A 14,828-nucleotide genomic window follows, 5' to 3' on the forward strand; every position below is an offset into this window, starting at 1 on the left:
GGAAAAAAGTTTATGAATAAATAATCAGTTTAGCTAATTTTAGTAAAATTTTCTTTTCTCCTGATTGTTGAAATTTAATTATAGCTATTTCATTTTGTCTTTGTATATCTAGAATTGTTCCTATTCCAAAATTTTTGTGAAATACTTTTATTCCTTTTTTTATTAATGTTTTTTCATAATCAGTTTTTTTTAATTTGTATGAATAATTAGGAATTGATATTTTTTTTTTTTCAATAAACTTTTCATTGAGTTCATGAATAAAACGACTAGGAATATTCACAATTTTTTTACCCCATAAAAAACGATATTTTGTATAAGTTAATACAGCTTTTTTTTGAGCTCTGGTTAAAGCAACATAGAATAAACGACGTTCTTCTTCAAGTTTTAATTGGTTTTCTAAACTAGATTTTGAAGGAAATAAATTTTCTTCTAACCCTGTAATAAAAATAACTGGAAACTCTAACCCTTTAGATAAATGAATTGTCATTAACGAAACTTTATTTTCTTCTTCATTTTCATTTATTCCTTCTTTTAAAGAAAAATTTTGTAAAAAACCAGATAAACTTATATCTCCATTTTCTTTTAATTGTTTTTGATCATTAATATAATGAGATATATTATCCAATATAAGTTTAAAATTATCATGATTATAATTGTTCTTTTTGTTTTCTTTCAATAAAAAATTAATTATATATTTGGCTATTGTATATGTATTTTTATCTTTTAATTTTAAACGAAAATTTTCTATTATAAAAATTAAATTTTCTAATTTATCTTTTGTTTTTTTATGTATTTTTATGTACGGATGATATATATTCAGATTTTTTAAAATATTATATATAGTTTTATTCTCTTTTTGAGAGAATATTAATATTAATTTAATAGTTTTTTTATTGTTTATTTTTTTTTTGATTATTCTTAATAAAGATTCCTCATCTTTTTGGTTATTGATAATTCTAAAATAAGCTAATAAATCTTGAATTTCTTTACGTTTATAAAATGATATAGATCCACCTATTTTATAGGGTATATTTTTTTCTTTCATTGCATATTCTAGAATATGGGATTGTGTATTTGTTCTATAAAGAATAGCAAAGTCTTTGTTTTGAAATTTTTTAATTTTTTTCTGAAAAAGGATATAATCAGCAATATATTGTGCTTCTTCTTTTTCTGAAAAAGCCCCATATATTTTTATTTCATCTCCTTTTTCGTTTTTGGTCCAAACTTTTTTAAAAAGTTGATTTTTATTAAAAGAAATAATTTTATTAGAGGCCTCTACTATGTGATTAGTGGAACGATAATTTTGTTCAAGACGAAAAATTTTGGCTTCATTGTATTCTTTATGAAAATTTAAAATATTTGAAATATTTGCTCCCCGAAAAGCATAAATACTTTGCGCATCATCGCCTACTGCAAAAATATTTCTATATTTATAGGATAATTTTTTAATGATAGTGCTTTGAGAAAAATTGGTATCCTGATATTCATCAATCAGTATATATTGAAATTTTTCTTGGTATTTATGCAGTACATTTGGAAAACGAAAAAATAAATAATTTGTATGAAGCAGTATATCATCAAAATCTAAAGCTTCGGCTTTTGAGCATCTTTTTACATAAATTTCATAAATTTTTTTTATATCCTTATAATAGAATTTTTCTTTTTTTCTTAATTTATCGAATAAATTATTTTTATATTCAGATATTTTTTTTCTAATATTTATGGGACTAAAAGATGTTTTAAAATTTGTATCGTCTAATATTTTTTTTATAACATTTTCTGAATCTCTTTGATCATAAATAGTATAATTAGATTTGTAACCAAGCCAATGAGATTCTTTTCGTAAAATTCCAGAAAATATAGAATGAAAAGTTCCTAATGAAATTAAACTAAAATCAGTTTTATTCATCATATTTGAAATACGATTTTTCATTTCTTTAGCCGCTTTATTAGTAAAAGTTAAAGCCAATATATTAGATGGATTTATTCCTAAATTATTGATCATATGAACAATCCTATGTGTTATAATACGTGTTTTTCCAGATCCAGCTCCAGCAATAACAAGAACTGGCCCTTTAATTGTTTTTATAATTTTACGTTGTAAACTATTCAAACTATACATATATATATATCATTCATGTTTTTAGATTTCTTGCAAATCAACTAACTTATTTTTTCCATAAGTATTTATTATAGTATTTATAAACTCTATGATTTAAAAAAAAATTGGATTTTTTGTAAAAAAAATTTTGAGCAATTGGGATTACTTCTTTCATTAATTTATAATCTTTTATAAGATTTGCCATTCGTAAACAACTTTTTCCACTTTGTTTTGTCCCTATTATTAAATCTCCACTCCCTCGTAATTTAAGATCTTTTTTAGATATTTCTAATCCATCATTAGTCTGGCACATTACTTTCATTCTAAAACGGCTTTCAATGCTTATTTTTTCATTTGTCATAAGAAAACAATAACTTTGATATGGGCCTCTACCAACTCGCCCTCTTAATTGATGTAATTGAGATAATCCAAAACAATCTGCATTTTCTATTAAAATAACTGAAGCATTAGGAACATCAACTCCTACTTCTATCACCGTAGTAGAAACCATTATTTTATTTTTTCCACTTAAAAATCGATCCATTTGAATATTTTTTTCTTGATAGTTCATTCTACCATGTAGAATTCCTATTTTATTTTCTAAATTTTGGAATTCTTTTTTTAGGATTTGATAGCCATTTATCAAATTTTGATATTCATTTTTTTTTGATTTTTCTATAGTAGGATATATAATGTATATTTGTCTTCCTTTCAAAATTTGATTTTTTATAATTTCAAGTACCTTAGGTCTTTTTTTATTCCAAAAATGAATGGTTTTTATTGGTTTTCTTTCTAAAGGTAATTCTTTGATAATGGAAATATTTAAATCATGATAAAGAGTCATTGATAAGGTTCTAGGAATAGGGGTAGCTGTCATAATCAAAATATGAGGTGGTTTTTTATTTTTTTCCAAAATTTTAGCTCTTTGCTCTACACCAAAACGTTGTTGTTCATCAATTATTGCTAATCCAAGATTTTGAAAATGAACTGTTTCTTGAATTAAAGTGTGTGTTCCTATAAGAATAGATATTCTACCTGTAAGAAGATCACGATATATACATTTTCGTTTTTTCATAGAGATAGAACTTGTTAATAAAGCAGTTCTAATTCCAATTAAAGAAACCATTTTCTGAATAGAAAAATAATGTTGTATAGCTAAAACTTCAGTAGGAACCATTAAACAAGATTGGTATCCATTATCCAATGCAGTAAGCATAGATAATACAGCAATTATCGTTTTTCCACATCCTACATCTCCTTGTAATAATCGATTCATCTGAATGGATTTTTTTAAGTCATTTCGTATTTCTTTAAAAGCTCTTTTTTGTTCTTCTGTTAAAGAAAATGGTAAACAATATTTGTAAAATTTGTAAAAATTTTTGCCTAATTTAAAAAAAGGATAACTATATAAAAATTTTTTATTTCTATTTTTTTTGGATAGTAGAGATAGTTTAAAAAAAAATAACTCTTCAAATTTTAAACGATATTGTGCTTGGAATAGTTTTTCTAAAGATTGTGGAAAGTGGATTTGAATCAATGCTTCTCTTCTATGCATTAATTTTTTTTTCATCAAATCCTGAAAAAAAAATTCTTCTATATTATTTTTTGATTCTTCTATTATATTTTTCAATAAATTGATCATAAAAAAATTACTTATTCCATTTTTTTTTAGTTTTTTAGATATAGAGTATATAGGAAATATGGAAAGAAATTTTTTTAATAATTGAAATTTTTGAATATTTGGATGAATAATTTGAATTTTTTTTTGAAAATATTTAATATTTCCATAAACTATTATAGGAACGTTTTTTTTTATATTTCTTTTGAAAAAATTGGTTTTATGGAACCATAGTAATTCAATAAATCCCGTTTTATTTTCTAAACGTGCTATTAATATTTTTCCTTTTTTATTTCTATAATTAACTTCTTCAATTTTTGTAATTTTTCCCGATATTTGTATGATACTTTCGTAAGTTTTTTTTTTTAATTTTAATTCCGATATATCCTCTAATATGGGATAATTGACATATTTTTTTGGATAAAAAAAAAGAAAATCTTCGTATGTATGAATATTTAATTCTATTTTGAATAAACGTGCTTTTTTTAAGCTTAATCCTTTTAAATTTTCTATAGATTTTTCTAATATATTATGTAACATTTTTTTTAATTTATATAGTCTATTTTTAATTAAGGATAATAATCAATTCTCTTGTTATTACATAAATAAAAAATACTTAATTTTGTAAAAAAGGACATTTAGCTCAGTTGGTTTAGAGCACTACTTTGACAGAGTAGAGGTCGTCGGTTCAAATCCGATAGTGTCCACTATGATTTTTTATTTCAATTATTTTTTTATATGGTATTAATTACGACAGTTAGAGAAGGAGAATCTATTGATAAAGCTCTAAAAAAATGCAAAAAAAAATTTGATAAAACTCGTATTTTAAAGGATTTTAGAGAAAAACAACAATATATAAAACCTTCTGAAGGAAGAAGAAATGAAATATTACGAGCTATATATAGAGAGAGAATGAGATTAAAAAGAGAAGAATGATAAAATGTAGTAGTTTTTCTAAAAAAAAAAACCATAAATATATTTTTGGATTGATTGGAAAAGGAATTAGTTATTCTTTTTCAAAGAAATTTTTTCTAAAAAAATTTAAAAAAGAATCTATTCTTAAAGTTACTTATGAAATATTCGATATTCCAAATATAGAGGAAGTTTTATCTATTTTTAATAATCCTTATTTAAAAGGATGCAATATTACTATTCCATATAAAAAAAGCATCATTTCTTTTATTACTGAATTAATGCCAGAAGCAAAAATTATTGGATCTGTAAATGTTGTAAAAATTGATAAGGAAAAAAATCGTATTGGATACAATACAGATATTTTAGGTTTTGAATTATCCTTTAAAAAGGATATAAATAAATTATCATATAAAAATCCAAAAGCATTAATTTTAGGAACTGGGGGGGTTTCCAGTTCTATTTCCTTTATTTTAAATAAATTAGGAATATATCATAAATATGTTTCTAGGAAAAAAAATAAAGATTTTTTTGGTTATGAAGAAATTAATCAAGATTTATTAGAAAATTATAAAATTATTATTAATTGTACTCCTTTAGGAACTTATCCAAAAATAAATTTATGTCCTTCTTTACCTTATGAATATATATCTTCTCATCATTATCTCTATGATTTAGTTTATAATCCACCTAAAACTTTATTTTTAAAAAAAGGAGAGGAAAAAGGAGCAATGATTCGAAATGGATTAGAAATGTTTCGTATTCAAGCAGAAGAATCTTGGAAGATATGGAATTCTTGATCTCCATATTAAATTTTTAAAAATGGAATATAAAAAAATCTTTATGTATAGAGCTATTCAATTGGCTAAAAATGGATTAGGGATGACCTCCCCTAATCCTATGGTAGGATGTGTTATAGAAAGAAATGGATTGATCCTTTCAGAAGGATGGCATTATAAAGTAGGTATGTTTCATGCAGAGAAAAATGCTATTAATTTTGTGAAAGATGTATCCTTGTTGGTGGATTCTACACTTTATGTAACATTAGAACCATGTGTTCATTTTGGTAAAACCCCCCCTTGTGTTGATTTAATTATTAAAAATAGGATTCCTAGAGTTGTAATAGGAATAAAAGATCCTTGTGATAAGGTAAATGGATTAGGGATAAAAAAATTAAGGGAATGTGGAATAGAGGTAATAGAAAATGTATTAAAAAATGAATGCCGTTTTTTGAATAAAAGATTTTTTACTTTCTATGAAAAAAATAGACCTTATGTTATATTGAAGTGGGCACAAAGTTATGACGGGTTTATGGATGATTTAATAAAAAAAAATTCATGGATTAGTGGAGTTTATTCTAGACAATTGAGTCATAAATGGAGATCTGAAGAGGATAGTATTTTAGTTGGTAGAAAAACGGTTATCAATGATAATCCAAAATTAGACGTTAGAAAATGGTTTGGAAATAATCCTATTAGAATTGTCCTTGATAGAAATTTAAGTATATCCGATTCTTATTTTGTTTTAGATAGAACGAAATACACAATTATTTTTACAGAGAAAAAAAAAGAAAACCGTAGAAATACAGAATTTGTTCAGATTTCTTTTGATAAAAGAGTAATAAAAAATATCTTAAATTATTTACACAAAAAAAAAATTCTTTCTCTAATTGTGGAGGGAGGTAAAATGACCTTAGAAAGTTTTATAAAAGAAAAAGTTTGGGATGAATCTAGAATTTTTATCTGTAATATTTTTTTGAAAAATGGATTAGAAGCACCTATAATAAGTGGAAAAATTTTAAGAAAAAAGTATATAGAAAAAGATAAATTAGTTATTAAGATTCCATTTTAATGATCTTCTTCTATAAGAAATAGGATTGTATCAATATTATTGGCATAATCATTTAATTTAGGATTTTTTATTTTTCCAAAAGATACTTCATTTGTAAAAATATTTTTTGATACTATACATTGTATATGTTCTCTATTTTTTTTAATAGATATTTTTAAATCGTTTTAATTTTTATAAAATTCGTAGAAAACTACATATATTGGACTATGATAGTCTTTATTTTCTATTAAAAAAATTAGATCATTTTTATGAATAGAATATCTATTCATCGTACGTATAAAAGGAATAAATATTTTTCCAACATTTCTATATCCTATTCCAGAATAAGTTAGTATATCTCTATTTAAAGAGATTAAATCTCTATTATTTTCATTTTTTTTAGTCTATCTATAGATGGTCGTTTTTTTCTAAGAATCATAGGATATTTTCGAAAATAATATTCGAAATAAAGAGCTGGATTATTACTTCCGCTTTCTATAACATAATTATATTTTTCTTTGAAAAAATTTTTAGTAAATTTTATTTTTCAATAAATAATTTATATAAGTAATTTTTTTTCATAAAAATGGAAAAAATAAATTTTATTCCTCGGAAAATTTTATTAAAATACGATTTCCTGATAAAATAACATATAAGAAATCATGAAATACAACTATTTGTATATTACCTGGAATAATTACTAAAACAATTTTTATTGGTTTTTTTTTCAAGAATATTGTTTAATCCAATATTCTATAATTACTTTTCTAAGTATATTTCCCCATTGTTCAATAGTAATTAATAAATATTCTTTTCTAAACCCACTATTGAAAGTTGGAATTTTTTGAATAATATTTTGAAAAGGATAAAAAAATTTTCTAAAATGACTTGAAATATATTTTTCATTTACATAAAATTTCTTAAATTTTCGAAGAAAATGACCTAATTCATCAAAAACTTGAATCATAATATTATTCTATTAATTTAATTAATGAAATTATCTTATTTAATTTAAATGTCTATAAAAATAACAGAGGAATGTATAAATTGTGGAGCTTGCGAATTGGAATGTCCTAATCATGCAATATATGAAGGAGGGAAAAAATGGAGAATATCAGATGGGACATCTAAAGAAAAAACAAAACCTAAAAATCCTAAAAAAAAGGATATTTATTTTATTGTATCAGAAAAATGTACAGAATGTGTTGGTTTTTATGAAGAACCTCAATGTGCAATTATTTGTCCAGTGAATTGTTGTGTATTGGATGAAAATCATTTAGAATCCAAGGATAATCTTCTTAAGAAGAAGAATTTTTTACATGATGGGGTCCATAGAAAATTCTAATATAGAATTTATCGTTCATTTTTTGATCATTTTTTTTTAGATACTATTTATTCTATACATAATAGATTCCCATTAATTAATCCATTTTTTTATTGAGAAAAAAGGGGGCTTTCAATTTCTATTATTTTTTTCATAGTAAAAATACTATTTTTGATAAATATGTAACTAAAGTTAATTATTCAGGAAGTTTGAAATTTCCATAAACATTAGGAATAAAAAAAAGTAATAAAATGAATTGTAATTGGAAATATTTTATTAAAAAGGAATGGAATAAACCTTATTTTCAATCATTATTAAATTTCATTAAAGTAGAATATAGAGATCATATATGTTTTCCAGATAAAAAAAATATTTTTTCCTCTTTCAATTATTGCCCTTTTCAAGAAGTTAAAGTAGTTATCTTAGGACAAGATCCTTATTATAAAAAAAATCAAGCCGATGGTCTTTCCTTTTCTGTTCCTAAAGGTATTTCTTTTCCACCTTCATTAAAAAATATATTTATAGAAGTGAATAGTTGTTTTGAAAGGAAATTTTTTCCTTCTAGTGGATCTTTAATCGTTTGGGCAAAACAAGGGGTTTTATTACTTAACTCTATCTTAACAGTAAGAATGGGTATACCTGGATCTCATAAAAATAGGGGATGGGAAATCTTTACGGATCAAATAATCCGTATAATTTCCAATAAAAAAAAAATATTGTTTTTTTATTATGGGGAAAATATGCAAAAAAAAAAGAGTCTATAATTCATTCTTCTTCCAATAATCATTATCTTTTAAAGACTTCTCATCCATCTCCTATTTCTGCAAATCTTGGATTTTTTGGATCAAAACATTTCTTAAAAGCTAATCAATTTTTGATTAAAAAAGGGAAAGATCCTGTAATCTGGTGATTACATATGTATTGAATTATTTTCAAAACTCAATAATGCCGCTTCTTTGATAGATTCGCTAAAAGTTGGATGAGGATGACATATTCTATAAATATCCTCTGAAGAAGCACGGAATTCCATTGCTACAGTGGCTTCCATAATCATATCTGAGGCATGTTCCCCTATCATATGAACTCCTAGTATTTCATCCGTTTTTTTATGGGATAAAATTTTTACAAAACCTGATGTATGGCCACTTGCAAGTGCTATTCCTAATACTTTCATTGGAAAAATTCCTATATTATATTCTATTCCTTCTTTTTTTATTTCTTTTTCTGTTTTTCCAACGCTGGAAACTTCAGGATGAGTATAGATTACGGAAGGGACCAAGTTATAGTTTATTTTATTTGGTTTTTGTCCAGCTATGTGTTCTGAAGCGTATAATCCTTCTTCTTCTGCCTTATGTGCTAACATTTTTCCTCCTATTACATCTCCTATAGCATAGATATTATTTATAGAACTTTGTAAAAAATCATTAACCAGGATAAATCCTTTTTTATCTTTTTTTATACCTATATTTTCCAATCCAAGATTTTTAGTATAGGGATCTCTTCCTATTGATAGGAGACAATAATCCCCTATGTATTTCATTTTTTTTCCATTATTTTTATTTTTAACATGAACCATTACTTCTTTAGTATCTTCTAATGTTTCTATATTATTTATTAATAAGGAATTTTCTATTTGAATAGAAGATTTTTCCAAAATTTTTTGAATTTCCTTACTTAAGGAATGATCCATATTTGATATAATTTTATCCATAGTTTCAATAATAATCACCTGACTTCCTAATCTATGATAAATAGAACCTAATTCTAATCCAATAATTCCTCCTCCTATTACTATTAATTTTTTTGGTATTTCATTTAGAAAAAGGGCTTCTGTAGAGGAAATAATTCTTTTTTTTATATCAAAATTTAATGAAGGAAGACAGGTAGGTTTGGATCCTGTTGCTATAATACAATATTGAAATTGTATTTTTTTTATTTCTTTTAAAGATTTTTTATCTATGATAGATAAACTATGATTAGTCTTGAACGATGCTATTCCTTGATATAAATCAATTTTATTTTTTTTCATTAAATATTGAACCCCTTCATTTATTTTTTTTACTATATCGTTTTTTCTTTTCATCATTTTTTCGAAATCTAAGGATAATTTTTCGTAAAAAATTCCATGTAGATAGTGTTGTTTTTTCGCAAAAAGAAAATATTTGGAAGAATATAAAAGTGATTTGGAAGGAATGCATCCTACATTTAGACAGGTCCCACCTAATTTTTGATGTTTTTCTATAATAGCTGTCCGAAGACCGAGTTGACTTGAACGAATAGCAGAAATATAACCTCCTGGACCAGAACCTATAATAACAATATCGTAATTATTCATTATGAAATTTTTTATTTATGTAAAGAAGTTACATAAATAAACAAGTTAGAATAAATTACATATTTAATATATATGCAAAAATTAATGGAGCAACAATAGTTGCGTCTGATTCAATAATAAATTTAGGAGTATTTTTTTCTAATTTTCCCCAACTTATTTTTTCGTTAGGAATAGCTCCTGAATAGGATCCATAACTAGTAGTAGAATCAGAAATTTGACAAAAATAAGCCCAAAAAGGTGTATTTTTTAATCCTATATCTTGTGATAGCATAGGAACAACACAAATAGGAAAATCCCCAGATATTCCTCCGCCTATTTGGAAGAATCCTATTTTATTTTTTATAGATTCTTTTTGATACCATTTTGCTAAATAAATCATATATTCGATTCCATTTTTTACGATAAATGGAGAAAATAATTTTTTTATACAATATGAAGAAAAAAGATTTCCTATTGTACTATCTTCCCAACCTGGAACTACTATAGGTAAATTTTTTTTTGCTGCAGCTAAGACCCAACTATCTTTTGAATTAATATTGTAATAGGGTTCTAAAATATTTTCCAGTAATAATTGATAAATATATTCATGGGGGAAATATCTTTCGGCCTTTTCTTGAGCTCTTTTCCAAATCCTGAAAATAGGTTTTTGTAATTGTTTAAAAGCTTGTTCTTCTGGAATACAAGTGTCCGTAACACGGTTAAAACCTTTTTTTAAAAAAGATTTTTCTTCATCAGGAGTTAAATCCCTATAATTAAAAATTTTTTTATAATGTGTATGAGCTATTAAATTCATTATATCTTCTTCTAAATTAGCCCCAGTACAAGAAATAATATGAACTTTATCTTTTCGTATCATTTCAGCTAGAATTTTTCCTAATTCTGCAGTACTCATAGCTCCCGCTAATGTTATCATCATTTTTCCATTATTTTTAATATGATATTTATAGGCTTTAGCTGCTTCTGATAAAGATAGAGCGTTAAAATGAAGAAAATATTTTTCGATAAATGAAGTGATAGACTCTTTCATGATTTTTTTTATTTTATCTGGCTATTTGTACAGCTCTGGTTTCTCTAATTACTGTTACTTTTATTTGACCAGGATAAGTCATTTCTTTTTTTATTTTTTCTGTTATATCACAAGATAATTGAAAAGCTTTTTTATCATCTATTTTTTCGCTTTCTACTAAAACACGTAGTTCTCTACCTGCTTGTACAGCAAAAGCCTTATTAACTCCATAAAAACTGAAAGCTATATTTTCCAAGTTTTTTAATCTTTTTGAATAAGATTCAAAAGAATTTTTTCTTACTCCAGGACGTGCTCCACTAATAGAATCCGATACCTGTACAATGGGAGAAATGAGAGTTTTCATTTCTATTTCATCATGATGAGATCCTATAGCGTTACAAATTTCCACATTTTCTCCATATTTTTCAGCCCATTGCATTCCTAAAATAGCATGAGAAAGTTCAGATTCTTTTTCAGGAACTTTTCCAATATCGTGTAATAATCCTGCACGTTTTGCCAATTTTGAATTTAATCCTAATTCAGAAGCTAATATTCCGGATAAATGAGAAACTTCTCGAGAATGTTGTAAAAGATTTTGTCCATAAGAAGAACGGTATTTCATTCGTCCTATCATTCTAATTAATTCTGGATGTATAGAATGAATCCCTAAATCAATTATATTTTTTTTTCCTATTTCTATGATTTCTTCTTCAATTTGTTTTTCGGTTTTTGATACAATTTCTTCAATTCTTGCAGGATGTATACGACCATCTATTACCAATTTATGAAGAGCTAATCTAGCTACTTCTCTTCGTATAGGATTAAAACAAGATAAAAGAATTGCTTCTGGAGTATCATCTACAATAATTTCTACACCTGTTTCTTTTTCCAAAGATCTTATGTTTCTTCCTTCTCGTCCAATAATACGTCCTTTTACATCATCTGATTCTATGTTAAAAATAGATACAGAATTTTCAACTGCTTGTTCCGTCCCAATTCTTTGGATAGCTTGAATTATAATTTTTCTTGCTTGCATTTTAGCAGTTAATTGTGATTCTTCTATAATGTTTTGTATATGTGATTGTGCTTTTACTTTTGCTTCTTCTTTGAGTATTTCAATTAATTCATTTTTAGCTTCTTCAGAAGAATATTCGGATATTTCCTCAAGTAATTCTACTTGTTTCATATGAATATTGTTAAATTCTTCCTGTTTTTTTTGAATAATTTGAAATTTTTTTTCATAATCAAGCATTTTTTCTTCTAGGCGATTATTTCTTTTAAAATAAATTTCAATTTCTTTTGAAAGTCTATTTTCTTTTTCTTTTGTTTGATTTTCTATATTAATTATTTTTTTTTCTCTAAAATGAATGTCTTTTTCATATTTAGATTTAAGTTCTATAAATTTTTCTCTTGCTTGAAAAATTTTATTTTTTTTTATAGAATCTCCTTCTTTTTCTGCATTTTTTATAATCTTTTTTGCTTTAATATTAGCTTTTTCTAATAATTGAATATATTTTTTTAATATTGTTTTTTTTCCAAAAAAATAACATGTAATAATTCCAATCATGAACCCCATTAGGACCGAAAATCCAACATTTATTTTCATATTTACTTAATTTAAATAAAAATAAAATAGACATTTTAATAACATTTTTAAAAAAAAACTAATAAATAAGTAGAAGATATAAAATCTTATAATTATTCTAATAAAGACTAGGATCAATCATAAATATACAAATGAAGTATTTTTTTAAATATTTTTTAGCCTACGGAGTTTTATTATATAAGAAGCTATATATTTGTTAGAATCTTATATTTTTAACTTTCTATAAAGAATTAATTTAATGAAACGAGCATACTTGGATAATGCGGCTACAACACCTGTAAGAAACGAAGTTATAAAAGTTATGGTGAATGCATTAAAATATTCATTTGGAAATCCCTCTTCTACACAACACCGTTATGGAAGAGAAGCTCGTTCTATAATAGAAGAATCTAGAATTCGTATAGCAAAAAATATAAAGTCTTCTCCATATGAAATCATCTTTACTTCTGGTGGAACGGAGGCGAACAACATAATTTTGAGATCGGCGGTCATGGATTTAAAAGTTCAATATATATTGACTTCTCCATTGGAACATCATTCCGTATTACAAACAGTTTCAGATTTATGTTGTAAATATAAAGTTTTTGTAGAACTGATTAAAATTAAAGATAAAGGAACTATAGATTTAAATCATCTGGAAATTCTATTAAAAAAAAATCGTTCTAAAAAAATTCTTGTGAGTTTAATGTACGCTAATAACGAAATAGGTAATCTATTAGAAATAGATAAAGTGGGGACTCTTTGTAAAGAAAATAACGCTTATTTTCATTCCGATACAATTCAAATGATTGGGAACTTTCCCATTAATATGAATCAATTACCTTTTGATTTCGCCACTGCTAGTGCACATAAATTTTATGGACCGAAAGGAATAGGATTTATTTTTGTTAGGGAAAAATTAATAAAAAAAATAAAATCATTAATTACAGGGGGAAATCAAGAATATGGAATTCGTTCAGGAACAGAAAATGTTTATGGAATTCTTGGTTTATCGGAAGCCTTACATTTATCTTATTGTAATTTTATGAATCATATAGAAAAAATTAGAAATTTAAAATCTTATTGTATTTCAGAATTGAAAAAAATAATTCCTAATATTATTTTTAATGGTTTATCAGATTCTTTTGATAAAAGTATTCCTACTATATTGAATTTTTTTTATCCAAAAAAAGATCATTTATTGTATTTTCATTTAGATTTAATGGGTATTGCTATTTCTAAGGGAAGTTCTTGTAGTTCTAGAACATTAAAAAATGTATCTCATGTTATTCAATCGATTTCAAATAAATATTTATTAAAGAATATGACTCCTGTAAGGATTTCTTTTGGAATTTTTAATGAAAAAAAAGATATTGATTTATTAATCGAAGCTTTTAAAAATATAGAAAAAAAATTTTTTCTTAAAAAAAGGTAAAAAAGAAATATCTTTGCTTTAATGTATTTTCCCTATTTATTCAGTGAATCAGTATAATTTTATTCAATCCTCTATTGGTAAAAAGGTAGTTATGGCTACTACTGGAATATTTCTTATGTCTTTTCTTTTGATTCATTTAAGTGTAAATTTCTTTCTTTTTTACGGAGAAGAAGCATTTAATAATGCTGTTTTTTTTATGAGAAAAAATATTTTTATACGAATATTAGAATATGTTCTTGCATTTGGTTTCATTATCCATATTTTATTTGGAATAAAAATACATTTGGAAAATGAAAAATCAAAAGGTAAAGTAGATTTTTTCGTAAAAAAATCTATTACTACATTTAGTAGTAGAACAATGATTTATACTGGATTTCTCATATTATGTTTTTTAATTTTGCATTTAATGAATTTTACGATTCCCATGAAATATAATAGCAATACTTCGGATTATATTATGGTAATTACCTTATTTAAAAATCCACTATATACATTCATATATGTTTTCTCCTTTTTAGTTTTAGGTATTCATTTAAATCATGGATTTCAATCTTCTTTTCAATCATTAGGTTTGTATAAAAAAAAGAAATTTTTTTGGATAAAGAAGTTAGGATTTTTTTATTTTTGGTTTGTTTGTTCGGGTTTCTCTATTATCGCTATTTGGTTTTTTTTTCAATAGTAA

Annotated in this window: 12 protein-coding genes, 1 tRNA gene and 1 pseudogene; 8 read left to right on the top strand and 6 right to left on the bottom strand. The window is 24.5% G+C overall.

Annotation, left to right across the window (positions count from 1 at the left end):
- Nucleotides 1-10: 10 nt before the first annotated feature.
- A complete protein-coding gene (locus DM815_RS00670; protein ID WP_110508584.1) occupies nt 11-2,122 on the bottom strand; it encodes an ATP-dependent helicase in 2,112 nt (703 codons plus the stop codon).
- 46 nt (nt 2,123-2,168) lie between these two features.
- Nucleotides 2,169-4,259: an ATP-dependent DNA helicase RecG gene (gene recG / locus DM815_RS00675; protein WP_110508586.1), complete on the bottom strand. Its 2,091-nt coding sequence runs from the start codon at nt 4,257-4,259 to the stop codon at nt 2,169-2,171.
- 92 nt (nt 4,260-4,351) lie between these two features.
- Between recG and DM815_RS00680 the strand changes: the two genes are divergently transcribed.
- The 4 genes from DM815_RS00680 (at nt 4,352) to ribD (ending at nt 6,482) form a co-directional block, all read left to right on the top strand.
- A tRNA-Val gene (locus tag DM815_RS00680) sits at nt 4,352-4,426 on the top strand.
- 31 nt (nt 4,427-4,457) lie between these two features.
- Nucleotides 4,458-4,655, top strand: coding sequence for a 30S ribosomal protein S21 (gene rpsU, locus DM815_RS00685; RefSeq protein ID WP_110508588.1), 198 nt, complete (start codon nt 4,458-4,460; stop codon nt 4,653-4,655).
- Nucleotides 4,652-5,431, top strand: a complete 780-nt coding sequence (locus tag DM815_RS00690) for a shikimate dehydrogenase family protein (protein ID WP_110508590.1) — start codon at nt 4,652-4,654, stop codon at nt 5,429-5,431. The genes rpsU and DM815_RS00690 overlap by 4 nt, the downstream gene beginning before the upstream one ends.
- Nucleotides 5,432-5,453: 22 nt before the next feature.
- Nucleotides 5,454-6,482 carry a bifunctional diaminohydroxyphosphoribosylaminopyrimidine deaminase/5-amino-6-(5-phosphoribosylamino)uracil reductase RibD gene (gene ribD, locus DM815_RS00695; RefSeq protein ID WP_110508592.1) on the top strand — a complete coding sequence of 343 codons (1,029 nt, stop codon included), beginning with the start codon at nt 5,454-5,456 and terminating at the stop codon, nt 6,480-6,482.
- Between the two features lie 706 nt (nt 6,483-7,188).
- Here ribD and DM815_RS03175 read toward each other — a convergent pair.
- Nucleotides 7,189-7,428 (bottom strand): hypothetical protein, encoded by a 240-nt coding sequence (locus DM815_RS03175; protein ID WP_235610019.1) that lies wholly within the window; start codon nt 7,426-7,428, stop codon nt 7,189-7,191.
- A gap of 48 nt (nt 7,429-7,476) precedes the next feature.
- On the opposite strand from DM815_RS03175, the gene DM815_RS00705 reads away from it, so the two are divergent.
- Nucleotides 7,477-7,806: a 4Fe-4S binding protein gene (locus DM815_RS00705; RefSeq protein WP_110508594.1), complete on the top strand. Its 330-nt coding sequence runs from the start codon at nt 7,477-7,479 to the stop codon at nt 7,804-7,806.
- A 230-nt stretch (nt 7,807-8,036) separates the two neighbouring features.
- Nucleotides 8,037-8,602 (top strand): annotated as a pseudogene (gene ung / locus DM815_RS00710) (uracil-DNA glycosylase); the annotation flags it as partial.
- Between the two features lie 93 nt (nt 8,603-8,695).
- Here the strand turns inward: ung and lpdA are convergent.
- Genes lpdA through rny form a run of 3 tightly spaced genes read right to left on the bottom strand, consistent with a single transcriptional unit; the run spans nt 8,696 to nt 12,732 of the window.
- Nucleotides 8,696-10,120: a dihydrolipoyl dehydrogenase gene (gene lpdA, locus DM815_RS00715; RefSeq protein WP_110508596.1), complete on the bottom strand. Its 1,425-nt coding sequence runs from the start codon at nt 10,118-10,120 to the stop codon at nt 8,696-8,698.
- Between the two features lie 55 nt (nt 10,121-10,175).
- On the bottom strand, nt 10,176-11,147 hold the full coding sequence (locus tag DM815_RS00720) for a deoxyhypusine synthase family protein (RefSeq protein WP_110508598.1): 972 nt from the start codon (nt 11,145-11,147) through the stop codon (nt 10,176-10,178).
- A 13-nt stretch (nt 11,148-11,160) separates the two neighbouring features.
- The gene (gene rny / locus DM815_RS00725) at nt 11,161-12,732 is read right to left on the bottom strand and encodes a ribonuclease Y (RefSeq protein WP_110508600.1); all 1,572 of its coding nucleotides are present in this window, start codon (nt 12,730-12,732) and stop codon (nt 11,161-11,163) included.
- Between the two features lie 238 nt (nt 12,733-12,970).
- On the opposite strand from rny, the gene DM815_RS00730 reads away from it, so the two are divergent.
- Entirely contained in the window at nt 12,971-14,146 is a 1,176-nt protein-coding gene (locus DM815_RS00730; protein WP_110508602.1) for a cysteine desulfurase family protein, read from the top strand.
- 43 nt (nt 14,147-14,189) lie between these two features.
- A complete protein-coding gene (locus DM815_RS00735; RefSeq protein WP_110508604.1) occupies nt 14,190-14,825 on the top strand; it encodes a succinate dehydrogenase cytochrome b subunit in 636 nt (211 codons plus the stop codon).
- Nucleotides 14,826-14,828 lie beyond the last annotated feature (3 nt).

The sequence above is a fragment of the Blattabacterium sp. (Cryptocercus kyebangensis) genome (genome assembly GCF_003226855.1).
Taxonomy (GTDB): domain Bacteria; phylum Bacteroidota; class Bacteroidia; order Flavobacteriales; family Blattabacteriaceae; genus Blattabacterium.